Origin of the sequence: uncultured Marinobacter sp. (genome assembly GCF_947488835.1) — a bacterium.
Lineage (GTDB): Bacteria > Pseudomonadota > Gammaproteobacteria > Pseudomonadales > Oleiphilaceae > Marinobacter.
In genome coordinates, this window is record NZ_CANLBK010000003.1 from 283,080 (window position 1) to 306,237 (window position 23,158).

21 protein-coding genes are annotated in these 23,158 nt (G+C 54.0%); 9 read left to right on the forward strand and 12 right to left on the reverse strand.

What is annotated here, in order from left to right:
* Window positions 1–218 precede the first annotated feature (218 nt).
* Together Q0824_RS12760 and Q0824_RS12765 are read left to right on the forward strand one after the other, a co-directional pair.
* On the forward strand, window positions 219–839 hold the full coding sequence (locus Q0824_RS12760) for an RNA polymerase sigma factor (RefSeq protein ID WP_298451180.1): 621 nt from the start codon (window positions 219–221) through the stop codon (window positions 837–839).
* A complete protein-coding gene (locus Q0824_RS12765; RefSeq protein WP_298451182.1) occupies window positions 833–1,093 on the forward strand; it encodes a zf-HC2 domain-containing protein in 261 nt (86 codons plus the stop codon). Before Q0824_RS12760 ends, Q0824_RS12765 begins: the two co-directional genes overlap by 7 nt.
* On the opposite strand, the gene Q0824_RS12770 is transcribed toward Q0824_RS12765, so the two are convergent.
* Window positions 1,090–1,842, reverse strand: coding sequence for a hypothetical protein (locus Q0824_RS12770; RefSeq protein WP_298451183.1), 753 nt, complete (start codon window positions 1,840–1,842; stop codon window positions 1,090–1,092). The two genes, Q0824_RS12765 and Q0824_RS12770, sit on opposite strands and share 4 nt — an antisense overlap.
* A gap of 6 nt (window positions 1,843–1,848) precedes the next feature.
* Window positions 1,849–2,184, reverse strand: a complete 336-nt coding sequence (locus tag Q0824_RS12775) for a cytochrome c peroxidase (protein WP_298451186.1) — start codon at window positions 2,182–2,184, stop codon at window positions 1,849–1,851.
* 517 nt (window positions 2,185–2,701) lie between these two features.
* On the opposite strand from Q0824_RS12775, the gene Q0824_RS12780 reads away from it, so the two are divergent.
* A complete protein-coding gene (locus tag Q0824_RS12780) occupies window positions 2,702–3,457 on the forward strand; it encodes a YiiX/YebB-like N1pC/P60 family cysteine hydrolase (protein ID WP_298451188.1) in 756 nt (251 codons plus the stop codon).
* 21 nt (window positions 3,458–3,478) lie between these two features.
* On the opposite strand, the gene Q0824_RS12785 is transcribed toward Q0824_RS12780, so the two are convergent.
* On the reverse strand, window positions 3,479–4,102 hold the full coding sequence (locus Q0824_RS12785; protein WP_298451189.1) for a YbhB/YbcL family Raf kinase inhibitor-like protein: 624 nt from the start codon (window positions 4,100–4,102) through the stop codon (window positions 3,479–3,481).
* A 153-nt stretch (window positions 4,103–4,255) separates the two neighbouring features.
* Here Q0824_RS12785 and Q0824_RS12790 point away from each other — a divergent pair, with 153 nt between their 5' ends.
* Both Q0824_RS12790 and Q0824_RS12795 read left to right on the forward strand, forming a co-directional pair.
* Window positions 4,256–4,588, forward strand: a complete 333-nt coding sequence (locus Q0824_RS12790; RefSeq protein ID WP_298451191.1) for an ankyrin repeat domain-containing protein — start codon at window positions 4,256–4,258, stop codon at window positions 4,586–4,588.
* Window positions 4,589–4,617: 29 nt separating this feature from the next.
* Window positions 4,618–5,358: a methyltransferase domain-containing protein gene (locus tag Q0824_RS12795; protein WP_298451193.1), complete on the forward strand. Its 741-nt coding sequence runs from the start codon at window positions 4,618–4,620 to the stop codon at window positions 5,356–5,358.
* Window positions 5,359–5,382: 24 nt separating this feature from the next.
* Here the strand turns inward: Q0824_RS12795 and Q0824_RS12800 are convergent, their stop codons facing one another.
* The gene (locus Q0824_RS12800) at window positions 5,383–5,943 is read right to left on the reverse strand and encodes a TIGR00730 family Rossman fold protein (protein WP_298451195.1); all 561 of its coding nucleotides are present in this window, start codon (window positions 5,941–5,943) and stop codon (window positions 5,383–5,385) included.
* Between the two features lie 187 nt (window positions 5,944–6,130).
* Between Q0824_RS12800 and Q0824_RS12805 the strand changes: the two genes are divergently transcribed.
* Genes Q0824_RS12805 through Q0824_RS12815 form a run of 3 tightly spaced genes read left to right on the forward strand, consistent with a single transcriptional unit; the run spans window position 6,131 to window position 8,468 of the window.
* Window positions 6,131–7,441: an NAD(P)/FAD-dependent oxidoreductase gene (locus tag Q0824_RS12805; protein WP_298451197.1), complete on the forward strand. Its 1,311-nt coding sequence runs from the start codon at window positions 6,131–6,133 to the stop codon at window positions 7,439–7,441.
* A 37-nt stretch (window positions 7,442–7,478) separates the two neighbouring features.
* On the forward strand, window positions 7,479–8,243 hold the full coding sequence (locus Q0824_RS12810) for an HNH endonuclease (RefSeq protein ID WP_298451200.1): 765 nt from the start codon (window positions 7,479–7,481) through the stop codon (window positions 8,241–8,243).
* Window positions 8,244–8,261: 18 nt separating this feature from the next.
* Window positions 8,262–8,468 (forward strand): hypothetical protein, encoded by a 207-nt coding sequence (locus Q0824_RS12815; RefSeq protein WP_298451203.1) that lies wholly within the window; start codon window positions 8,262–8,264, stop codon window positions 8,466–8,468.
* On the opposite strand, the gene Q0824_RS12820 is transcribed toward Q0824_RS12815, so the two are convergent.
* The 8 genes from Q0824_RS12820 to Q0824_RS12855 form a co-directional block, all read right to left on the reverse strand.
* Window positions 8,449–12,288 carry a DUF3427 domain-containing protein gene (locus Q0824_RS12820; RefSeq protein ID WP_298451206.1) on the reverse strand — a complete coding sequence of 1,280 codons (3,840 nt, stop codon included), beginning with the start codon at window positions 12,286–12,288 and terminating at the stop codon, window positions 8,449–8,451. The two genes, Q0824_RS12815 and Q0824_RS12820, sit on opposite strands and share 20 nt — an antisense overlap.
* Window positions 12,289–12,337: 49 nt before the next feature.
* Entirely contained in the window at window positions 12,338–14,236 is a 1,899-nt protein-coding gene (locus Q0824_RS12825; protein ID WP_298451209.1) for a diguanylate cyclase, read from the reverse strand.
* Window positions 14,237–14,357: 121 nt separating this feature from the next.
* Window positions 14,358–15,698, reverse strand: coding sequence for an HD-GYP domain-containing protein (locus Q0824_RS12830; RefSeq protein ID WP_298451212.1), 1,341 nt, complete (start codon window positions 15,696–15,698; stop codon window positions 14,358–14,360).
* Between the two features lie 104 nt (window positions 15,699–15,802).
* The gene (locus tag Q0824_RS12835) at window positions 15,803–16,036 is read right to left on the reverse strand and encodes a formate dehydrogenase subunit delta (protein WP_298451215.1); all 234 of its coding nucleotides are present in this window, start codon (window positions 16,034–16,036) and stop codon (window positions 15,803–15,805) included.
* Window positions 16,033–16,908, reverse strand: a complete 876-nt coding sequence (gene fdhD, locus Q0824_RS12840; protein ID WP_298451217.1) for a formate dehydrogenase accessory sulfurtransferase FdhD — start codon at window positions 16,906–16,908, stop codon at window positions 16,033–16,035. Before fdhD ends, Q0824_RS12835 begins: the two co-directional genes overlap by 4 nt.
* Window positions 16,889–19,825: a formate dehydrogenase subunit alpha gene (gene fdhF / locus Q0824_RS12845; RefSeq protein WP_298451219.1), complete on the reverse strand. Its 2,937-nt coding sequence runs from the start codon at window positions 19,823–19,825 to the stop codon at window positions 16,889–16,891. Before fdhF ends, fdhD begins: the two co-directional genes overlap by 20 nt.
* A 1-nt stretch (window position 19,826) precedes the next feature.
* On the reverse strand, window positions 19,827–21,386 hold the full coding sequence (locus tag Q0824_RS12850) for a formate dehydrogenase beta subunit (RefSeq protein ID WP_298451222.1): 1,560 nt from the start codon (window positions 21,384–21,386) through the stop codon (window positions 19,827–19,829).
* A 17-nt stretch (window positions 21,387–21,403) separates the two neighbouring features.
* Window positions 21,404–21,934 (reverse strand): formate dehydrogenase subunit gamma, encoded by a 531-nt coding sequence (locus Q0824_RS12855; RefSeq protein ID WP_298451225.1) that lies wholly within the window; start codon window positions 21,932–21,934, stop codon window positions 21,404–21,406.
* A gap of 92 nt (window positions 21,935–22,026) precedes the next feature.
* Between Q0824_RS12855 and Q0824_RS12860 the strand changes: the two genes are divergently transcribed.
* Complete coding sequence (locus Q0824_RS12860; RefSeq protein WP_298451228.1) at window positions 22,027–23,097, forward strand: substrate-binding domain-containing protein; 1,071 nt, start codon at window positions 22,027–22,029, stop codon at window positions 23,095–23,097.
* The last annotated feature ends 61 nt before the right edge of the window (window positions 23,098–23,158 follow it).

The following is a 23,158-nucleotide window of genomic DNA, read 5'->3' on the forward strand; positions in this document are numbered from 1 at the left end:
AAAAGTGTATAAACCTATACGTTGTTATTACCCAGACACGATCACTGACTGAATGTTACAACGTAAAGAAACTGAATTTTTTCGGCCACTACCCAAGGGTTCCGGAACTTTTCCGGCATCTTAAACACTATAGGGTATGCACAGCCGGTCGTTTCGGGCTCATATTCCAACAATCCAGTAACCTGAAGAGTGGCCCACAACATAGGAACTTCTTCGCCATGGGTACCGCAGCACATACGGAAACCGAGCTCTCGCTAGTCGAGCGCATGAAAGAGGGCGACCCGTCGGCTTATAAACACGCTGTTCGTCACTATTCTCCCAGCATGCTCGCCGTTGCCAGATTCTATCTTGATCATGCAAACGCAGATGAAGTCGTTCAGGACTGCTGGGTATCCGTAATCGATGCCATACAGAAGTTCGAAGGTCGATCTGGCCTGAAAACCTGGTTACACCGAATTGTTGCCAATCGATGCAAAAATCAGATTCGGTCGAGCAGCCGTGAGGTGGTAACAGATTTTTCCGATAGCCTCGACCCCGATCTCGCCAACCGATTCAAACCGTCCGGCCGCTGGAAGGCACCACCCCAAGCTCGATTTCACGAGTCTGCCGAGGCGCTTATGGAAACCGAAGCGCTCAATGACTGCCTCGACAAACACCTGTCCGCGCTGCCGGAAACCCAGCGTTCTGCCTTGATGCTATACGAAGCCCATCAACACGCTTCCGGTGAAGTGTGTAACATTCTGGATGTCAGTGCCTCTAATCTACGGGTACTCTTACACCGTGCCCGGCAAAAGGTATTCCTTATGGTGGAGGCTTTCCAGGAGACAGGCGAATGCTAATGTGCAGGGATCTGGCCAGAATCGCCAGCGATTACATTGATGACGAACTCGGTACCCGACAAAACCTCTCAGTAAAAGTACACCTGATGATGTGCAAAGGCTGCCGCACGTTCATCGACAACCTCAGAACCAGCACAGAGCTGATGACATACCATTCATCGTTCAAGGTAGACGAAGATTTTCTGCGCCGAATTGATGAGCGAGTAACAGACGCACTCAAGGCCCACCAATCCGGCAAAAGCAATCAGGATTAAACCTCTTCCGGCTGCTGATGCTCAGCCACGACAGCCCTGGCCCCAGCCAACTGGCGGCGCTCCTGTTCTGCCTCCAGGCTGGCTGCCCAGCCCTCCACATCAATAGGAATGCTGCCGGTAATTTCCAGCGACCGGTCTTCCAGCACCTGCCCCATATCTTGCCCGCCTTGATCAGCGACAACGGCATCCCGATGGTAAAGCAGGGCTTCAATCTGTGGCTTAAAGCAACGAACCATCGCTCCCAACCATCGGTTAACGGGCAGGCTTGGATAAGCATGGTCGATGTCAAAACGATCCAAAGCGGACACAATGACATCTGCTGGCAGCCAGCTTTCATCGGTAACCCAACGATTCACTGCAAACAAATCAGTTGGGTAGCCCCAGGCATCCATCGATACTGCCACCAGGTGAGCCACCCGGTCTTCCCCCCTCGGGCCCAGCGCTGGCTCAACACCTTCAGGCAATGCTCCAGCACGCAAAAACAGGTGGAAGTGCCCATGCTCCGGATGGTCATCCCGATGGGCATGGTAGTAATACTGGGATGCCGTCTCCCGATCATAAACATCGTCGTTCGGGTAGTGGTCCATCTCATAAAAAGCCCCTTGGCCTTTCAGCACTTCACCCACAATATTCAACCCGCCTTTTTTCAGCAGCCGGTAGCTTTCGCGGATATCAGCAATGGCACCGAGGCAGCTTCGCAATTGCGCGTCATCAAGGTGTTCCAGCACTGGAATCGGTAATTGGGTCATGGTTTTCTACCTCCCCCGCTGAATTTCTCCCATGTACGCAGTCAGTGCGGCCAGCTCCTTACTGCCCCATGCCAGCGGATCGGCAGCCATGGGCTGAACCATGCAAATCTGAACCATCTCATCCAGATGCACTGAATCCATACCAAATATTTCCCGAGCCATGGCCACTGAATGCGGATAAGCCTCGGCAAAGGTTGCCTGGTACCCGGCGCCATCGTTATGACAAGAGGCACAAGCAAGACCGTTACTGCTAAGGGACGTATCGTTGAACAGCGTTTTGCCCAGCGCCATCAGCTCTTCAGGGTCGCCCTGGTAGGGTTGATAACCTACAGGACGGGTCACCTTCTTCGCAGCGCAAGGGTTAGGCTTGGCCCCGCACTTTCCGGTGGCCCCACAGGGGTTACACTTTTTGATCGCGCACGGATTACAGCGCTTGGTCGCGCAAGGGTTTTTCGTTGCGCAGGGATTCTTCGAGGCACATGGATGCTTCTTCATGGCGCAAGGGTTACAGCCTGCCTTACACCCCGCCTTACAATGTTGCCCAGCCCGACATTTATTCTTGCAGGGCGAGCAGGGACTGCTCCCCGCCACTGCCATGCCACCACTGCCCAGCATCGTGGTCATCAACAAAGCAGACCACAACCCGGTATGCCTGTGTTTATATGAAACTTGAACTTTCTGTGCAAAAGGATGAATAGTAGACATGATCTGACTCCCCGCCCATGGCGTTATTTCTGGGCCTTCTGAGCCCGGCACCGCCTGAAGAGGCGGCTAGAAAATAGACACACAACATGGGAAGTTATTACAAAGCTGGCTTTCACACGGCCATTAACCGCCTTGAGTCCAACCGGAGTGAAGAATGTTCCTGAACTGGCTGGCGAAGCATCTTGCCGCTTACCTTACCAAGCAAGTGGCGCAACATTCCGTGCCCGTCTCAACATGGGAAGCCTTGGCCAAAGCGCTCAAGCCGGGGGATGTTTTGCTGGTTGAGGGGAATACGCGCATCAGCGTAGCCATAAAGTACCTGACCCAGTCGACCTGGTCTCATTCGGCTCTCTATCTGGGGCCGGATGCCGGTTTGGGCTCTTCCGAAGATGGCGAACCCCACACGCTGATTGAAGCAGATCTGGAGCTTGGCATTCGTTCTCTGCCTCTGTCCTTTTACCGCAATAGCCATACCCGTATCTGCCGCCCTGTAGGGCTTGATGACGAGAATATTCACATGCTCACCGAGTATGCTCTGGGCCGCTTGGGTAATCAGTACGATCTGAAAAACGTATTCGATCTGGCTCGCTATCTTATCCAGACACCGCCGGTTCCGTCACGGCACAGGCACAAGCTGCTGGCGTTCGGAAGCGGCGATCCTACACGGGCCATCTGCTCCACCTTCATAGCCGAAGGGTTCCAGCGCCTGCATTACCCAATACTGCCAACGGTCAACACCCTGCCTGCAAACGACCCCAATTGCCGGGACTGCATTCGCGAGCATTATCGAATCCGGCAAACATCCTTGTTTACGCCAAGGGATTTTGATGCATCCCCGTATTTCCAGATTATCAAACCAACACTGGAAAACGATTTCGACTTCCGCACAATCGACTGGGCAGATCTATAAGCTGCCCAGTCGCCATGGGCCTTAACGCAAATCCGGGTTCAGCGTGTAGGTTCCGGTCACTCTCGCACTGGCCAACACATGGCCCTTCATGGCCTTGCGCACATCTTCGCCATCAAATTCCCCGGAAAGCCCAAGAGTCTCTACATCCAAAGCGTGCACTTCGTAGTGGTAGTGGTGCAGTAACTCATCGTTCCAGGGCGGGCAGGGGCCGTCGTAGCCGAAGTAGGTGCCTGCCATGTCCGGGTTTCCGGCAAGGAATTGGGTGAAATTGTTCACCCCACGCTCGCCAAACGGGCCGGAATTTCCGCACTTACCTTTAGGCGTAACGCCATCACTGTCTTCGCCTTCCGGAATGCGACTAACACGGGCAGGAACATCCACCAGCAGCCAATGGAAAAAATCCACCCGTGGAATATCCTTCGAAATGGTTTTGCCTTCCTGATTCGCATCATCCGCCACGCTGGGCACATCCGGGTCGAACATCATAATCACAAAGCTTTTAGTGCCTTCCGGTACATCTTCCCACGACATTCCGGGGTTCCGGTTAGGGCCAAAACTCATCCGGTCTTCCGGGTGGAACACGCCGAACGCGAATAAATCCGGGATCGGTTTGCCCTCTTCAATCCCCTCAACGTTCAGTTTCATGGTGCCTTCTCCTGTCAGTTATTGCTGTTATTAGCTTAGATATATTCTACCGATTGTGCCTGAGGCTAACGCATTCTGTGATAAAAGGTTGTATCAACGGTATCGTACCCATGTCTACAACGACCGTTCAGACATTATTTAAATGGAGCCAAGATGAGCGAACACAAGCCCGGCCAGCCGCAACAACCAGAGAACCAAATGGACGAAGATGCCATCGCCTTCGCCCAGGGTATTTTTGAACTGGCACGCAACGGTGGTGCCGGCCCCCTCAGTATAATGCTCGATGCCGGTGTTCCGGTGAACATGCGCACCAGTAACGGCGAAAGCCTGCTCATGCTTGCCGCCGGCAACGGCCATGCAGATACAGTGCAACTTCTGCTGGAAAAAGGCGCCAACCCGGAATTACAGGACGCAGAGGGCAATACTGCATTAAGCCTCGCCCGCGCCAATGGCAACCAGAACGCGATCAAGCATCTGAACCGCTAGCACCCCGGATTTTTCTCAAAGAGCAACGCATGTTCAACAAAGGCGATATTATTCACCACAGTCGGGATAAGCTCGGCAGCATTTTGGTGATCGACTACCGCAAGCACCGGGTACTAACCTTCAACTCGGTGTTTGAGCAAAGCAAAATCGACCGGCGCTACCCCCAGGTTCCGGTGCACGAATACAACCGCGCCATGTTTCTGCCTGCGGCATTTAAACGCCCGCAACACGTCACCATACTGGGGCTTGGCGGCGGCGTAATGGCCAGCGCGTTTCACCATCTGTTTCCTGAGTGCCACATACACGCGATTGAGCTGCGCGAGGCAGTGCTGTACGTGGCCCGAGAATACTTTGACCTGCCCGACAGCGCGCGCCTGAACGTAACCATTGCCGATGCACGTGATGCCCTGAGCAACATCCCTGAAAGCAGTACGGATTTAATTCTGGCCGACCTGTACAGCGCAGACCGTATGAGCCCCGCACAGGCGCAACGCCAGTTTGTAGAAGCTTGCAGCCGGGCCCTGAGTGACCATGGCTGGTTGGTGCTGAACTACCATCGCTCCCCGGATCCGGAGGGGCCTTACTTCCGCCAGCTGAAAAAGCACTTTGCCGTGTTACTGGTTTTCAAGAGCAAAACCAACAACACCATCGTGTATGCCAGCAAACAGCCCTTCGAGGCCATGCATCCGAAAGATCCCGCACTGGCCAACCTCGAAAACCGCCTACCCATTGGTTGGAGCCAGCTAATGAGCAAAGTCAGCCGGCTTTAACTTTATGGAATGTACCGCTGGGGCTCAAGCCCACTTTTCCTGCGGTGCCGTGTAGCCCTTGAACCCCTCTATCAGAGCGGCCGGCGTATCGGCCAACACAATCATGTCGAGGTATTGCTGCTTAACGAACCCCGAAGCCACCATGGTTTTCACCATATCGAGCTGCGCGTTGTAGAAGCCTTCCACGTTATAGAATGCGCAGGGCTTTTTATGAAAACCAAGCTGCCCCCAGGTCCAGACCTCAAAGATTTCTTCTAAAGTGCCAATGCCCCCAGGCAGGGCCACGAAGCCATCGGCCAACTCCGCCATCTTCGCCTTGCGCTCATGCATGTTGTCGACAACAAAAAGCTCGGTAAGGCCCGGATGCGCCAATTCCCGGCTAACCAGATGCTGCGGAATCACACCATAAACCTTACCGCCACTGGCCAGCACCGCATCGGCAACAACACCCATGAGGCCGACATGCCCACCACCAAACACCAGATCTATCCCGTTATTACCGAAGTACTCACCCAGCTCTCTGGCCTTTTCAACGTATAGCGGCTCATTACCTGAACGGGAACCACAGTAAACTGCTACTTTCATATCGTTCTGTCTCTTGCTGTGTTTCAAATAATATATGGGCCTTCCGACCAATTGTGCAGGCTGCCCGCAGCGCGTTAGTATTATCCTCGCAGCATCCGTATCCTACCTGTAAGCCACCCACAGTGACGACAGCCAAGCGTTTTTCTGCAAGAGCGTTTGGCTTTCATTACTTAAAGGTCTGAACGCTATGGATAACCTTCATCACATTGTGGTGGTCGGCGGCGGTGCCGGCGGCCTCGAACTTGTTACCAGCCTGGGCAGAAAACTCGGCAAAAGAGGCAAAGCCCGCATTACCCTTGTTGATGCCGGCCTGACCCACGTGTGGAAGCCCCTGCTGCACGAAGTGGCCTCCGGCTCACTGGATGCCAACTCCAACGAAGTGAACTACCGGGCCCACGCCCGCAGGCACCACTACGAATTCCAGCTCGGCCGCATGAATGGCCTCAACCGTGAGGCCAAAGAACTGGTGATCGCCCCCTTTTTTGATGAGGAGGGCATTGAAGTAGTACCTGAGCGCCGACTAAAGTACGACACGCTGGTGATTGCCGTAGGCAGCACTGCTAACGATTTTGGCACTCCCGGTGCACAGGAGAACTGCCTGTTCCTCGACAGCCTGAAGCAGGCACGGCGCTTCCACAACCTGATGCTCAACGCCTTTTTGCGCAAAAACCACGAAGCCATGCAAGGCGGGGCTCACGCCCTCAACATAAGCATTATAGGCGCAGGCGCCACAGGGGTTGAGCTGGCTGCAGAACTGCGAATGGCATCACGGGAACTGCCCGTTTACGGCATGAACCACCTGAAAGCCTCCGATGTATCCATTACCGTGATTGAAGCCGCCGACCGGATTCTACCAGCGTTGCCGGGGCGGCTATCGGCGGCCGCCACCAAAGAGCTAGGCCGCCAACACGTGAAAGTACTCAATGGCCAACCCGTAAGCGAAATTCGCCCTGGCCTTGTGGTACTGAAAGACGGCACCGAACTGCCCTCAGAAATGACCATCTGGGCCGCTGGCATTAAAGCGCCTGCATTTTTGGCCGACCTCGACGGCCTGGAATCCAACCGCAGCAACCAGCTAATAGTGCACCAAACCCTGCAAACCACCCAGGATACAGACATATTTGCCTTCGGCGACTGCGCAGCCTGCCCGCAGCCGAATTCTGACCGCCCCGTAGCCCCCCGCGCTCAGGCGGCACACCAGCAGGCCGACACCCTGTTCAAAACCCTGTGCAACCGGCTGGAAGGCAAAGATGCCGTACCCTTCGTGTACAACGACTACGGCTCGCTGATCAACTTCAGCCACTACACCACCGTAGGCAACCTGATGGGCAACCTGTCTGGCCGCAGCATGTACATTGAAGGCAAGGTAGCGCGGCTGTTTTATGTATCGCTATACCGCATGCACCAGGTGGCCTTGCACGGCTTTCTGCGCACGGGCGTGATCTGGTTTATGGATAAGATTAGCCGGGCGATGCAGCCGAGGATGAAGTTGCATTGATGGATTAACTGGAAGGTGGACTGGCGAGGCTAGTGAAATGGCAACAAGGAAGCAGTGGTCAGAGTTTGATCGTTTGGTTGCTCTTGGGCTTTATTGCGAACTGCCCTTCGGCAAGTTCCACCAGCACAACCCTCGCATTATTCAGGTGGCACAAAAGCTAGAGCGTTCGCCCAGCTCCGTTGCTATGAAACTGAGCAATCTTGCCAGCTTGGATCCAGTTATAACAAGCTCTGGACGCAAAGGGTTAGCAGGAGCTTCGCAGGCAGATCGAGATTTATGGCAGGAATTTAGCGAGCAGCCTTCCAAAATCATGCCAGAGATCGCCACGGCTCTTGAAAGCCTTGATAAGGCAGTTCCCAAGGACTCAGAAATTAGCGAGCTAGATGGCTATCGTGGGGAAACTGCCACCGCGATCATCCAACGTCGAAAAAGCCAAAACCTATTTCGCAAAGCCGTGCTTTCAGCTTATGACAACCAATGCTGCGTCACGGGCATTGCCGACCCACGCTTTCTCGTTGCCAGCCATATAAAACCTTGGGCTGAAGATGTGGACAATCGCCTAAACCCTCGCAATGGCCTGTGCCTCAGCACCTTTTTTGATCGTGCCTTTGATATTGGGTTGATTACATTCTCCGACGATTACACTCTGATCGTTTCCTCTGAACTGGAAAAACAACAGAGCAACAACCATATTCGAGAGACGTTTTTAGAACGAAGCGGCACAGCGATCGAGCTACCAAGCAAGTTTTCGCCATCACAAAACTTTATACGCTGGCACCGTGAGAGCCTATTTATACAGTGAGCAATCTAGGAGTGTGAGGTGCCCGATATGGAAAGCTGCATTTCAGAAATTGAGCTGATTCTTAAACAGCGATATGGCGTTTCATTCACGGATATCGGGATCGAAGGCGAAGAATGGCTGGATCGCTTTGGCGACCAGCCATTAGTGGATGCTGTGGAGGCGTATGCAGCCAAGTATGGTTTAACGCCACTAACTTCTAAAGATTTTATGCCCTCTTCAAAATAACGCTCATTGGGCTGCTGCCTTCGTGGCTTTGGTAGTCCATTGTTCCGTAGTACGTAAACGGAGCTGCTTTTTTGTTTTGGAGCTTGTTGCCACGCACGAAAAGATGGATCGTCAGTCCTAGCTCTGCATGGTTTATTAATTCCCTACCACGCTTACTCTCGGGTGTTGTGCTCCTTTGGCTTTGCCAGTGGAACAGTTTTTCATCAATCCAATGATCCACGTAGCGATGGTTCTCCGCCTTACCCTGTTTATTCAAAGTCACTAACAGGACATGGGCGTTTGCATCGGCCAAGAACACATGCCCGCTCTGCCAATTACCCGGGTTAAACTCGGCTCCAAACAAGCCCGGGATATCTTCCCGCATAAAACTCTGGCCTACGGCTAACTCTAGCGGATCAATCACCGCCTCAAGCCGCGCAAACGTCCGAAACTGCTCACTCAGCTCAGGCGTTACCAAAATATCGTCATAGCTCGGATTCTTAGCTTTTAAAACATATTGGCCTTGAGCCGTCTTCTCGACCATGCGCAGCAGATATTGCGTGTCGCCCGTTTCATCCATGCGTTCAATAGCTAGCGTCTTGCCTGTAATGCTGCCAGCTTGGTCTGGATTGATCTGTTCCAGCAGCAAATAATCGCCACTGTGAATTGGATGTTTGCCGCCATTCATCGAATCACCCGATGCTTGCGCGATAAAGTGCCGGCTGGGGTTCAGTCGTCCATGGCCTTCGCCAAGATGACGGTACTCTTCGGCCTCCGCAGAACTGCTTCGGAAGTGTCCGCAGGCGATTTTCAATGTAGGGAAAAATGGCAGCTCGGTACCTAGGGCATCATTGCCCGGGAAAGCAGACACGCTCTGATCAACCGGCTCTATGTTGCTCCGTGCCTCGTAGCTGGCTAGCCGATAATCCACCAACTCCTGAACCAATGCGGTGAAGGCATCTATCTGGTCACTCTCAAACGTAATAGCGGTAGTAAAGTGACCATCATTAATTTTGAAGAATTCTGCTTTCTTGGTGTTCTCACCGATCCATGCCTTGACTGGATTCCTACGCCAATAAGCCTGCCAAGCCCTTGGTTCAGGGCTTTCCCGCATATCTTCTGGCAGTTCCCCCAGCAAAGAACGACGACGCTGCAGAACTTTCAAAGACTGGCTGGCTAATGCAGCCAATTCTGGCGGGTTGCGCCAGCCATCCAGCTCTTGAAATGCCTCAAGCAGAACCATTTTGAACGACTTGGTCATGGCCGTTTTTTCAAGTTCAGTAAGAAACGCCGTTTGCTGCTCTACAAGCTTAGATTCCGTCTCGTCCAAGTCCTCCATGTGCGCCACTAGCGCAAACCAGTGGCTGAACTGTTTGCGCAGTTGAGGGAGACTGGCACCAAAGCGATAGAACTCCGTGAGCGTTGGACGGCGGCCAAGGGTGTCCCGCAGCAAGCGATAGTCTTTCTCAGTGCCCTCTCCATCCAAGGACTTCAAAAAATCGATCAGTTGCAGGTCGTAGTTGATGAAGCAGCCGTCTGGTAAATCCAGTTTTTGAGTTTCTGCCTTGCGAGCATACTGCGCCAACTGTCGGTGGTTCATGTCCGCGCCCATCAGCGCCTGAGGCTTATGCAAAAAGCCTTGGTGGTTACCGATAAAGTCTAAAACCACCAGTTTGTCTTTGCCTTCTGCTTTACGGAGGCCACGGCCAAGCTGCTGCAAGAATAGGATTTTCGATTCCGTTGGGCGCAATAGCATCACGGTATCAATGGTCGGCAAATCCATGCCTTCGTTAAACAGATCTACCGAAAACAGTACGGCCAACTCACCAGCTTTCAGTTGTTCCAAAGCCTCGCCACGGGATAGTTCAGACCTACCATGAACTGCGGCAGCAGCAATTCCTCGTTTCTGGAACTGCTCAGCCATAAAGTCTGCATGGTTGATCGAAACACAGAACGCTAATGTGCGCTCTTGCCGGTGCGCCTGCCACACACGCTCGGCATGGCGAGCACGGCCTAAGGTGGCGAGTTTATGAGCCAGTTGATTGGGATCAAACTTACCGTTACGCCATGGAATTTCCGCGTAATCGACGCTGTCGTCGTAAATTCCATAGTAGTGAAAGGGGGCCAACAGCTGACTGCGGATGCCTTCAAACAAGTTGTGAGCATAAACTAGATTGTCGTCGCACAGAGAAAGAATATCCGAGCGGTCGGTCCGATCTGGTGTGGCGGTCAAACCTAACATGAACGTGGGGGCGAAATAGCTCAGCAAGCGGTGATAGGTTGGTGCCGCGGCATGGTGAAATTCGTCCACCACAATGTAATCAAAGTGCTGGGGTGCAAAGCGCTCTAAGTGGGCCTCTTTTCCCAGAGTTTGTATCGAGGCACAGAGCACATCCACAGCCATATCCCGCTGTTTACCCATATAAAAGCCCACACGGCTTTTGGGACGAATGCGGATAAATGTTTCGGCTGCCTGATGAAGAATTTCCTCCCGGTGGGCAACAAACAGAACTCGCCTGGCACCCATTTGCGCCGCATCAAATGCAGACAACCAGGTTTTACCCAAGCCTGTCGCCAACACCACCAAACCTCGGCTATATCCTTCAGATCGTGTTTCGCGCAGGGCTTCTAACGCGGCAGTTTGTACCGGCGTTGGCTCTGGTGGATCTTCAACTTCGTGGCTGCCAGCTTCCATAGGGCGAGGTGGGAGAACTCTTCGAGCTTCGTACTCATCAATCCAACCATCTGACAAAGGCAGGGTGTTGCGGTGGCGAAATAGCTCCTCAAAACGGCTCAGCGCTTCAAAAAAGCCGTTATCGCTGGGGTAGTCCACTCGGTAGTTCCACTCCAAGCCATCCTGAAGCGCTTGGCGACTGATATTACTAGAGCCGATAAATGCCGTTCCCTGCCGCGCCGTTTCATTGCCAACATAGGTGAAAATATAGGCTTTAAGATGAAAGCTTGAGCCTGCACTTTCATAGACCCGAACCTGCGCGCCCCTCTCTTGCAGTAGCATTAAACTGCGCAATGCTTCCGGGTCGGTGATGTCCATATAATCACTGGTTAGAACCCGAACTCGCGCTGGCAGTTCGTCTCGGGCAAGTGCACTCAGTAAGTCGGGGAGCAGCAATTTCAATCCGGTGGATTTTACGAATGCCACCGCCATATCAATCTCACTGGCTTTATTGATGCTGGCACAAAGGTGCGGAAGGAAATGCTGGTGCTTACCGCCCGTAATCAGCTTGTCGGGCGTTGCGGCCTGCTTATGAAAAACCCCATTCACCCAATACTCATCCCGCCCCGGCCTGCGATCTGCTGTCTGCCAGGTGGCTATCTTCTCAAGCCCCGGTAGAGCACTTGCCCAGCTTTCAAGCTGAGCCTCTGTCGCATCGGTAAAGTGCCTGCCGTTGTGTTCGCGCTGGTGTTCACCACGCTTAAAGCTCAGGTATAGAGCGCCGCCTGGCTTCAAGGCTTGCCATAGTTGGGAGAGTGCTTGGGGTATCTGTTGCAGGGGAAGGTGGAGCAAGCTGGCGCAGGCCCAGATGCCATCGTAGGCCTGATGTTCAGTAACCTGGCTGAACGTGCGAACAGAAACCGGGTGATTTATGGCTTTGGTCGCCAAAGCGGCCAGCTTTTCGGAGGCATCAAAGGCTGTAACACGATAGCCGCGGGCCAAAAACTCCCGGGAATCTCGCCCGGAACCGCAACCAGCATCTAGTATGTGGGCATTTTCCGGGAGGTGTGGCAAAAATGCATCGTACAGTGCGGACATATCTACATGCAGCGTTTCGTCTATAAACTGCTGCGCGTGCGCGTTGTAGTAGGCAACCGATTGGCTCATGCCGAGAAGCGCCCTTTTGATTATCAACGAAGATCAGTGCACGACCAGTCTAGTCGTCGGTATTGGAAATTGGCAGGTCATGCTCACTGATAAAATACCGGTTCTTGCCCGCTCGCTTCGCTTCATACATGGCTGCATCGGCACTTTGCATAAGGCCTTCGTTGGTAATTCCAGCACCGCGAGCAACCACAATTCCAATACTCACACTCACCCGAGCAACCCCTTCGGGCATATAAACGGGCGCTGCAACTGCCTGAATAATCTTTTCAGCCACTGTTGTGGCATTTTCCGGTGAGGAGACTTCCGGTAGCAATACGATGAACTCGTCTCCACCCATACGCGCCACTGTGTCTGTCTCACGAATGCTGCTCTGCAGCCTCGCCCCGATTTCTTTTAAAAGGCTATCACCAGCATCGTGGCCAAGGGTGTCGTTCACTTCTTTAAAGTGGTCAAGATCAAGGAACATCAGCCCAAGATAGCGGGAATGACGCCTTGAGAGCGCAATAGCCAGGCTCAACCGATCGTCCAAAGCTCGCCGGTTGGGAAGGTCAGTCAAAATATCCTGATACGCGAGTGTGTGAATTTTCTCCTGGTACTTTTTCATCTCGGAGAAATCCTGGAATGAGATCACCACCCCCTCATCGCCAGTATCGCTGGTTAGCGGAGCAGCATTCAGGATCACCGGAATGGTGGCCTTATCTTTTCGGCGAAACTCCTCGTCTTTACTGCGGTATAGCTCGCGGGTATTCATCACGTTGAGGATGGAACAGCTGGTTTCATCTCCCTCATGCACGTGGAATACATCGTGCCCTTGTTTGGTGACCATTTCCTCGGAACTCCAGCCCAAAATTCGCTCAGCTTCCGGGTTGATATAGGTAACAACACCCTCGCTATCCATAACGATCAGGCCATCTCCAAGCACGCTGGAGATTTTCCAGAAGCGCCGGGCCTGCTGTGCGTTTTCGCGCCTTAGCTGGCGGCGATTGTGGAGGGAAAACTGGAAATAGAACGTCACCACTAATATCAGCACCACACCAATCAGGTAAAAACCAACTACCCATGGGTGCGTAAAAAGTGCGTTCGTCGGTAGTGTGCTTGAGGGTAAAAACGCAACAGCCTTCCAGGCGTAATCCTCACTTCCTTCTGATGAATCCAGCCCCAGAAGCGGGTGAACCGTTTCAAACACAAAGAGGCCTGCCGGCGTATCAATATGGCCACTTTCACTTTGTGATATGTGTTCCCATGCTTTCGGATACTCTCGCTGAAATGCAGAAGGCAAGCCAAACATGAAGCCCCACTCGTCGTTTTCATCCGGAGCAGATAACACGCCACCCTCGCTGTTAAGCAAAAATGCCGGGTAGGTTTCCCCCATGCTCTGCCTGAAGGTGTCCAGAAGCGACTGGCCTAGCATATTGAGAATTACAGTACCTTGCTTTTGGCCACCATCACCAAACACTGGTACACCAAACCGAACCATAGGCAGGTAGGGGGATTCGACCTGGCCGTTCTCAACATTCAAATCGAGAGGGGATACGTACACATTGCCCTCAGGCATGGCCAAGGTGCCAGTGAAATAGTAACGGGTGCCTTTAGACTGCAGTTGGCCATCAGGGGTAGTTACGCTGCTACCGGATGAATAATCCAGCCGAACCAACTCAGTTCCATCAACGTCGAGAAAGCGAATCTGGTTGTAGATTGATTTTTGCTCGAGCAGGACACGAAACACCTGCTTAAGCCGCACTTTGTCAATGTCAGCGCGAGATTGATTGAATGCCTCGGTCGCTGGCAGTTTTGACACTGTGCGCAGGTCATTCGCGGCGTAATCATAGATTTGGGTGAGTAGCCCGGAGGTGAGCCTAACTTTGGCCTGCTCAGCAATTTTTAAATCCGCGAGCTGTTCGCTTGCCTGATAGGTTAATGCACCATAAACAACAGCTGTAAATGCCACTGCGCAGAGAAGGCCCGTGATCAAGGCCGATTTAACATACCCTTGTTCTTTTATTCCGATACCTGACATGTGTTTCCAAAAGTGCTTTATTAAAAAGAATGGAAGGGCTGACTCAGTAATCTCAATCGTTCTCTTCGGGATCAAGCGCTGGTGTAGTAGCGGCTACAATCAAACCGTCCCTCACAAAATCCCGCAAAACAATACCATAGGTGCCATCCGGCACCTCTTTGGATATATGAAAAACCTGATCTCTCTCGTCTGTTGGGCCGGTTTTCAGGTCCAGCATCCTGGCCGGTGTCACTGGTAATTTATGGGCATTCCGTACCATCAATACCTTGGGTTTGAGCTTATGGTCAGGATCACTCTCTACTACTATCCCTACCTCTCCATTCATCATTTCAACAATGGAGCCAGGTGGGTAAATCCCTATCATCTGGATAAACGCATCGGCCAGTTCCGCATCAAACTGAGTTCCGCGATTCTTGTGAATAATTTCTAACGCATGCATGGATGCCAGGGCTTTTTGGTACACCCGCTTACTGGTGATTGCATCGTAGGTGTCTACCAATGAAATGATCTTCGCAAAATAAGGGATTTTTTCAGCCGGCAGGCCCCGCGGGTACCCTTGGCCATCCACTCGTTCATGATGAGAAAAGGCAACATCCACGGCGGAATGCAGCGCAGCGCCCGTGCTCATCAGTATGGTTCGGCCATGAACTGCGTGGTTTTTCATCAAATCAAATTCGTCGGCGGTCAGGCGCCCTGGTTTGTTCAGAACTTCGTTCGGTATTTTGGTTTTACCCACATCGTGCAGCAGGCCGCACAACGCCAGGTTCTGAATTTCACCCTTTATCATGCCCAGTGATTTGCCAAACGCAGCCGCCAGTATGGACACGTTGATGCAATGCTCTGCGGTGTATTCATCCTGGTTTTTGATTCTGGTGAGCAGCATCAAGGCGTTCTCATTACGTAGAACGCTCTCCACACAACTGTTCACAACCGCTCGCGCGTTGTTGATGTCCAGAGCACGGCTTACCCGCAAGCCAGACATGATGGATTTGGCCGTATCTTGAGCCTCTTCAAATCGCATGCTGACGGTTTGAAGCTCACGGCCCACACTCACTTGATTAATATAGGAAACCCGCTTTCTCGGAATAACCCGAGCCGAGCCGGGTTGCGGTGTTTTTGCCTGTTGTTTTTTGCTTTTGAAAAAACCGGTAAGGCGATTGGAGCCGGGCTTTTTTTCTATGGGCTCGCGGTGTCTTTCAGCCACGCCCTGTATAAACACATACTCACACTGGCGGCGCACAGCGTGCAGCTGTGTCATATCGTTGATGATAAACCCCTGAACCAGGAAGTCTGTGTCTTCCCAGGGTCTATCCAGTCGGATGACGTGCATTCCGACTTCCAGGTCAGCGACATCGACCTGGGTTTCAATAAGCTCAACGTATGTGCCGCGCATGAGTTTTTCTCAAATGTGAAATTTCCAACATCAGCGCCAGGCAGTTTATATGTAAAACGTGCTTTGGGTCTGTTAAAAACGGTTAAAACCTGTACAGTTTCACGCTATACCTCCACAGCAGGCTCGAGTTTGTCGACCGTCAACTTCGCCAAAATAGACAACTCATCCGGGCGCTGGTTGGCATAGGCAATGATTTGCTGCTTCATGCTACGAGCCCAGAATTTTTGAAGGTGGTCGGCTGCTACATCGGTTACCTTTTCGTCGTCACCATGGTGCAGGTTATTGGCGATTATCTGGTCGAGCATCTTAATCAGGTTGTTCAACTGCTGATCACTCACAACTGTCTCTCCTGAGCCCTTTCCTCGCCACGGGCATAGATTACGTGGCGGCCGGGGCGAGCAAATCCGATAAGGTTCATGCCACTTTTTTCGGCTTCGCGAATGGCCAAAGCAGTCGGGGCGGATACTGCCACCAGGCTGCCTATGCCCACGTTGGCGCTTTTCTGCACCATTTCAAAGCTGGCACGGCTGGAGATCAGTGCAAAGCCTTCACTGAAGGCTTGTTCGCCATGTTCCCGTAGCCGGGCGCCGATCAGTTTATCCAATGCGTTATGCCGGCCTACGTCTTCTCGCGCCATTACAATTCTGCCCTGAGAATCGCACCAGGCTGCACCGTGGGTAGCACCGGTTTGCAGTTGCAGTGGCTGGTGTTTTTTCAGGTTGGTCAGTGCTTCTTGAACGATTTCATCACCGGGGAGCGGCTTCGTCGCCACCTTTTCAAGGGTTCGCACCACATGAGCAAGGGATTCTGTACCGCAGAGCCCGCAACCGGTTCGGCCTGCCATGTTGCGGCGTTGCTCCCGCAAGCGGGCATAGCAATCGCCGGCAATGTGCATTTGCACCTCTATGCCGTCTTCGCTGGGTTTTATCTCGATGCTGAACAGCTGGTCCGGCCGCTGCAGAATGCCTTCGCTCAGGCTGAAGCCCAGGGCAAAGTCCTCAAGATCACAGGGCGAAGCCATCATCACCGCATGGGACACTCCGTTGTACACCATAGCCACGGGTACTTCTTCCGCAACCAGATCGTGGGAGCGCGCGCCCTTGATACCGCCACGCACATTTACCCAGGCCTCGCTCACTGCTGGTGGCGAGGTTTTGCCAGGTGAATCAGCCACAGCCGCTGGCCTCTGATTACTTGAGAGTAGTTGCATGGCTATTTTCCTGCTTACTCATGGCCGGTTTCAGCAGTGCCTGCTGGCGCTTGTCGAAATCCACAAAATCCCGTTGCCAATCCGATGGCTGGGACACTTTTTCTACCTGAACGGCGGTTACCTTGTATTCCGGGCAGTTGGTGGCCCAATCGGAGTTGTCGGTGGTTACCACGTTGGCACCGCTGCCCGGGTGATGGAAGGTGGTGTAAACCACGCCCGGTAGCATGCGGGTACTCAGCTTTGCCCGCAGCACAGTGTGGCCAACGCGGCTGCTGATGCCCAGCCAGTCACCGTCTTTTACGCCGCGCAGTTCTGCATCGCTGGGGTGCAGTTCCAGCACGTCTTCTTCATGCCAGTCGCTGTTACTGGTGCGACGGGTTTGGGCGCCAACGTTGTACTGAGACAGGATTCGCCCGGTGGTTAGCAGCAGCGGGAAGCGACGGCTAGCGCGCTCTTCACTGGCCAAATACTCGGTTACTGCAAACCGGCCCTTGCCGATAGGGAAATCCACCGTGTGCATGGTGGGCGTGCCATCCGGGTACTCATCGTTGCAGGGCCACTGAATGCTGCCCAGCTGCTCCAGCTTGTCGTAATTCACGCCGGTAAACGTGGGGGTTAGCGATGCAATTTCATCCATGATTTCAGAAGGATGGTTGTAGTGCATGGGGTAGCCCAGAGCGTTAGACAACGCCATGGTTACTTCCCAATCTTCCATGCCCGCAACGGGCTCCATCACTTTGCGCACGCGGTTGATGCGGCGCTCCGCGTTGGTAAACGTGCCGTTCTTTTCAAGGAAGGTGGAACCCGGCAGCAACACATGGGCAAACTTGGCGGTTTCGTTCAGGAAGATGTCTTGCACAATCAGGCAGTCCAATGCTTTCAGCGCCGCTTCTACATGCTGGGTGTTGGGATCTGACTGGGCAATATCCTCGCCCTGCACGTAAAGAGCCTTGAAGCTGCCAGCGATGGCTGCGTCAAACATATTCGGAATGCGCAGCCCCGGTTCGTTATCGATGGGCACACCCCAAACAGCTTCGAAGCGCTCACGCACGGCTTGATCGTTCACATGCTGGTAGCCCGGCAACTCATGGGGGAAGGAGCCCATATCGCAGGAACCCTGCACGTTATTTTGCCCGCGCAACGGGTTCACGCCGCCACCCTCTTTGCCAATGTTGCCCGTGGCCAGCGCCAGGTTGGCAATGCCCATCACCATGGTGGAGCCCTGGCTGTGTTCAGTCACGCCCAGGCCGTAGTAGATGGCACCGTTGTCTGCCTGTGCATACATGCGGGCAGCCTCACGAACCTTGTCTGCCGCTACGCCGGTTACCGACTCTGTGGCTTCAGGGGAGTTGCGTTCTTCCGCAATAAACCTGCGCCAGGTGTTGTAGGCCTCAGTATCACAACGGCTGTTGATGAACGCCTGATCTTCCAGGCCTTCGGTCACAATCACATGGGCCAGGGCGTTCACTATGGCCACGTTGGTGCCGGGGCGCAGCGGCAGGTGCAGACCTTCCTCGGCATTGGGCGTGTGGACTAAATCGATTCGGCGCGGATCGATTACGATTAGCTTGGCGCCTTGGCGTAAACGCTTGCGCATCAGCGAGCCGAATACCGGGTGGGCATCCGTTGGGTTGGCCCCGATCACCATGATGGTGTCGGCCTTCATTACCGAATCGAAGGTCTGAGTGCCGGCTGATTCACCCAAGGTGGTTTTCAGACCATAACCAGTAGGGGAATGGCATACCCGTGCACAGGTATCGGTATTGTTGTTACCAAAGGCGGCGCGCACCAGCTTCTGCACGAGATAGGTTTCTTCGTTGGTGCAACGTGAGGAGGTAATGCCGCCAATGCTTTCACGGCCATACTCGGCCTGAATGCCTTTAAGTTTCTTCGCCGAAAACGCCAGTGCTTCGTCCCAGGACACGACTTTCCAGGGGTCGTTGATGGAATCTCGAATCATCGGCTCGCGGATGCGGTCGTCGTGAGTGGCGTAGCCAAAGGCAAACCGGCCTTTCACACAAGAATGGCCGTGGTTGGCTTCGCCGCCTTTGTACGGAACCATGCGCACCACTTGGTCACCCTTCATTTCGGCTTTGAACGAGCAGCCCACTCCGCAATAGGCGCAGGTAGTGACTATGCTGTGCTCGGGCTGGCCTTCTTCAATTACGCTCTTTTCCATCAATGTGGAGGTAGGGCAAGCCTGCACACAGGCTCCACAAGACACGCACTCGGAATCCATGAACGGGTCGTTCTGGCTGGCAACGACTTTGGAATCGAAGCCGCGGCCTTCAATCGTCAGCGCAAAGGTGCCCTGCACTTCGTCGCAGGCTCGCACGCAGCGTGAGCAGACAATGCACTTGCTGGGATCGAAGCTGAAATAGGGGTTGGAGTTGTCGGTTTCGGCGTCCAGATGGTTCTCGCCGTCAAACCCGTAACGCACTTCCCGCAGGCCCACGACGCCGGCCACATCTTGAAGCTCGCAATTGCCGTTGGCCGGGCAGGTAAGGCAGTCCAATGGGTGGTCGGAGATGTACAGCTCCATGATGTTGCGGCGCAGTTTCGCCAGCTTGCCGGTTTGGGTGGTCACGGCCATACCTTCGGCCACAGGCGTGGTGCAGGAGGCCGGATAACCGCGGCGGCCTTCAATCTCTACCGCACACAGACGGCAGGAGCCGAAGGCTTCCAGATTGTCGGAAGCGCACAGTTTGGGGATATTGATACCTGCCAATGCCGCTGCGCGTAATACCGAGGTGCCTTCGGGAACCGTGATATCACGACCATCCACCGATATGGATACCAATTCTTCTGAGAGACTGGGCGGTGTGCCCAAGTCCCTGGAAAAAGAGTCGAAATCAGGATTCAGGCCGCTCTTGCCAGGCTCGTAGCTTTGAGTACTGGGGTCATAGTAGTGCAACATATCAAGCCTCCACCTGGCGCGGGCTGGCCATCAGGTCTTCTGGGAAATATTTCATAACGCTCTGAACCGGGAAGGGGGTCATGCCGCCCATGGCGCAGAGGGAACCGTCCACCATGGTTTCACACAGGTCTTCCAACAATTCCAGATTGCTGTCGCGGTTTTCGCCAGCGCGGATGCGATCAATCACCTCCACACCGCGCACCGAACCAATTCGGCAGGGGGTGCATTTGCCGCAGGATTCAACGGCGCAGAACTCCATGGCAAAGCGGGCCTGCTCGCCCATGTCGACAGTGTCGTCAAAAACCACCACGCCACCGTGGCCAATTCCGGCCCCGAGTGCAGCGAAGGCTTCATAGTCCATGGGGGTGTCCCATTGGCTTTCCGGCATGTAGGCCATCAACGGGCCACCCACCTGCACAGCTTTCATAGGCCGGCCGGTAAAGGTGCCGGCGCCGAAGTCTTCCAGCACGGTACGCAGGGTAGCGCCGAAGGCCAATTCAATCAGGCCACCCTGTTTGATATTGCCCGCTAACTGAATGGGCAAGGTACCCAGCGAGCGACCCATGCCGTAGTCGGCGTAGGCTTTGCCGCCGTGGGCCATGATGTAAGGTACGGCCGCCAGCGAGAGTACGTTGTTTACCACTGTGGGTTGCCCGAACAGTCCCTTGATGGCGGGCAGTGGCGGCTTTGAACGTACCAGCCCGCGCTTGCCTTCCAGGCTTTCAAGCAGGGAGGTTTCTTCACCACAAATGTAAGCGCCTGCACCAAGGCGAACTTCCAGCTGGAACGAGCGGCCACTGCCGCACACGTTATTGCCTAAATAGCCTTGGGCCTCAGCTCTGCGAATAGCGTCGTTCAGCATCGTTTCAGACAGAAGATATTCCGAACGCACATAGATAAAACCCAGAGTCGCACCTACTGCCAAACCAGCAATGGCCATGCCTTCAATCAACATGTAGGGGTCGCATTCCATTACCAGGCGATCAGCAAAGGTGCCGGAATCGCCTTCGTCGGCGTTGCACACCACATACTTTTGCTGGCCATCCGGCTCATCCAGCACGGTTTGCCATTTGATACCTGCGGGGAAGGCCGCGCCACCACGGCCACGCAGGCCAGAGGCCTTTACTTCATCCACAATATTCTGGGGCGTGAGTTTCGCGGCTTTCTTCAGGCCGGCGAAACCGCCGTGGGCAACGTAATCGTCAATGCAGACAGGATCGGTGATACCTATGCGCGCAAAGGTCAGGCGCTGTTGCCGTGCAAGGTAGGGGTGTTGTTCGATATCGCCCAGAGACAGTGGATGATCCGGTTTGCCTTCAAACAAGCCTGCAGCCACCAACTCTTCTACCTGCTCAGGTTCTACCGGGCCATAAGCTACTCGGCCCTCGGGTGTTTGCACTTCCACCAAGGGTTCCAACCAGAAGAGCCCGCGGGAACCATTGCGCACCAGGTTTATTTCCTGGCCTTGCGCTGCGGCTGCGCGCTTTAGTTCTCGCGCTACACGGTCGGCGCCCAGAGAAAGAGCTGTGGTATCGCAGGGCACATACACTGTCATTGTCATTGGATTTGCTCCTGCCTTCATTTTAGCTGCAAAACAGACGTGGTGAGTTTGTCCGCCAGCTGGTCGAACTTTTGAGGGGTCATTCGGCCGACCGTTTCATTGTTTACGCGAATAGAAGGGCCGCAGGCGCAGTTGCCCAAGCAATACACCGGCTCCAACGTGAACTCGTTGTCCGCGGTGGTTTGGTGATAGTCCACGCCCAGCTTTTCCTGAACGTGTCGTTCAAATGCGCGGCCACCTCGGGCCTGACAGGCTTCCGCACGGCACACTTCCAGCAGGTTGCTACCGGCAGGGCGAGTCCGGAAGTGGTGATAGAAACTGATAACCCCATGGATGTCTGCACGGCTCTGTTGCAGCATTTCAGCAATAATGGGTACAGCGCCGTCTGGCACATAGCCAATGCGATGTTGTATGGCATGGAGAATGGGTAAAAGCGCACCAGGCTTGTGCTGCAAGGCTGCAACTTCCTGTCGGATGATGTCAGGGCTCCAGCCCTCGGGCAGATTCGGCACCGATGCGCTATGATTAGCACTCTCTGACATATGCATAATTGTTCCTACCTGTTTTTATTCTGATACAGTAATAAAGCTATCTGCAGCCAAATTAGCACTCCCTGCACAGCTAAGGAATATGAACGCAAATGCATAATAAAAAGCTGGATATCGCCCCTGCCTGGGTGTTTCGTACCGACTCAGATGAATTCTTCGAGCCGGTTCTGTTTCGTTTGCTGGAAAGCATTCGCGATACCGGCAAGCTAACGGTTGCGGCAGCAACTGCAGGGGTCTCATACCGCCATGCGTGGAACCTTCTGAACCGGGCTGCGGATATTCTGGGCCTGCCTCTGGTGGTTATGCGCAAAGGCCACGGTAGCCAGCTCTCGGCCCTTGGTGAAACGCTGTTATGGGCAGAGCATCGGGTGAAAGCCCGGCTGGGGCCGCAAATCGACAGCATGGCGGCGGAACTAAACGATCAGGTTCAGCAACTGCTCGCGGGTGCACAACCCACTCTGCGCCTGCATGCTAGCCACGGGTACTCGGTGGCACTGCTGCCGGAGTTTTCACAGCAGGTAAACATCAACCTGCAGTACAGGAATCCGGAAGAAGCACTTACCGCGCTGAACCGCAGCGAATGCGACGTGGCGAGCTTTCACCTACCAACCTGCCCGGCGCTTGCCCAACAGATCCTTAGTCACTACAGACGGCATCTGAGCGACAAAAACCACCGCCTGATCCGCTTTGTTACCAGGCGCGAAGGGCTGATGATGCGCAAAGGTGAGTATGAGGACATCCGCACGCTAAAGGATTTGAGCGAATCCGGGCTCAGTTTTGTTAGCCGGGACCGCCATTCCGGCACCCGAGTTCTCTTTAACCTTTTATTGAAACAGCAAGGCCTCGCCGAGAGCAGCATTAACCGCACCCCTCAACAGGAGTTTACCCACACTGCCATTGCCGCCTTCGTAGCCTCCGGTATGGCAGAAGTGGGTTTTGGTGTACAGGCAGCGGCAGAGCAGTTCAATCTGAACTTTATTGAGTTGGCTTGTGAGCATTACATGTTGATCTACCGCCAGGATCGCTTGCCCACTACCACGCTGGAATACCTGACCACACTGATGAAATCCCCGGCACTGACAGATCGCATCAACACGGTGCCGGGTTATGAGCCAGACAACCCCGGCGAAATAACCACCTTTGACGCACTGATTACCCGCTGACATTGAGGAACACTCTTACTTGTCTATCGGACTCGCGATGGGCAAACTTGGACTAGCCCAC

Excerpts from the sequence above, each read along its gene's own strand:
- Q0824_RS12760 (WP_298451180.1), top strand. The coding sequence starts at position 219 with ATGGGTACCGCAGCACATACGGAAACCGAGCTCTCGCTAGTCGAGCGC.
- Q0824_RS12765 (WP_298451182.1), top strand. The coding sequence starts at position 833 with ATGCTAATGTGCAGGGATCTGGCCAGAATCGCCAGCGATTACATTGAT.
- Q0824_RS12770 (WP_298451183.1), bottom strand. The coding sequence starts at position 1,842 with ATGACCCAATTACCGATTCCAGTGCTGGAACACCTTGATGACGCGCAA.
- Q0824_RS12780 (WP_298451188.1), top strand. The coding sequence starts at position 2,702 with ATGTTCCTGAACTGGCTGGCGAAGCATCTTGCCGCTTACCTTACCAAG.
- Q0824_RS12785 (WP_298451189.1), bottom strand. The coding sequence starts at position 4,102 with ATGAAACTGAACGTTGAGGGGATTGAAGAGGGCAAACCGATCCCGGAT.
- Q0824_RS12790 (WP_298451191.1), top strand. The coding sequence starts at position 4,256 with ATGAGCGAACACAAGCCCGGCCAGCCGCAACAACCAGAGAACCAAATG.
- Q0824_RS12795 (WP_298451193.1), top strand. The coding sequence starts at position 4,618 with ATGTTCAACAAAGGCGATATTATTCACCACAGTCGGGATAAGCTCGGC.
- Q0824_RS12800 (WP_298451195.1), bottom strand. The coding sequence starts at position 5,943 with ATGAAAGTAGCAGTTTACTGTGGTTCCCGTTCAGGTAATGAGCCGCTA.
- Q0824_RS12805 (WP_298451197.1), top strand. The coding sequence starts at position 6,131 with ATGGATAACCTTCATCACATTGTGGTGGTCGGCGGCGGTGCCGGCGGC.
- Q0824_RS12810 (WP_298451200.1), top strand. The coding sequence starts at position 7,479 with ATGGCAACAAGGAAGCAGTGGTCAGAGTTTGATCGTTTGGTTGCTCTT.
- Q0824_RS12820 (WP_298451206.1), bottom strand. The coding sequence starts at position 12,288 with ATGAGCCAATCGGTTGCCTACTACAACGCGCACGCGCAGCAGTTTATA.
- Q0824_RS12830 (WP_298451212.1), bottom strand. The coding sequence starts at position 15,698 with ATGCGCGGCACATACGTTGAGCTTATTGAAACCCAGGTCGATGTCGCT.
- fdhD (WP_298451217.1), bottom strand. The coding sequence starts at position 16,908 with ATGCAACTACTCTCAAGTAATCAGAGGCCAGCGGCTGTGGCTGATTCA.
- fdhF (WP_298451219.1), bottom strand. The coding sequence starts at position 19,825 with ATGTTGCACTACTATGACCCCAGTACTCAAAGCTACGAGCCTGGCAAG.
- Q0824_RS12850 (WP_298451222.1), bottom strand. The coding sequence starts at position 21,386 with ATGACAATGACAGTGTATGTGCCCTGCGATACCACAGCTCTTTCTCTG.
- Q0824_RS12855 (WP_298451225.1), bottom strand. The coding sequence starts at position 21,934 with ATGCATATGTCAGAGAGTGCTAATCATAGCGCATCGGTGCCGAATCTG.
- Q0824_RS12860 (WP_298451228.1), top strand. The coding sequence starts at position 22,027 with ATGCATAATAAAAAGCTGGATATCGCCCCTGCCTGGGTGTTTCGTACC.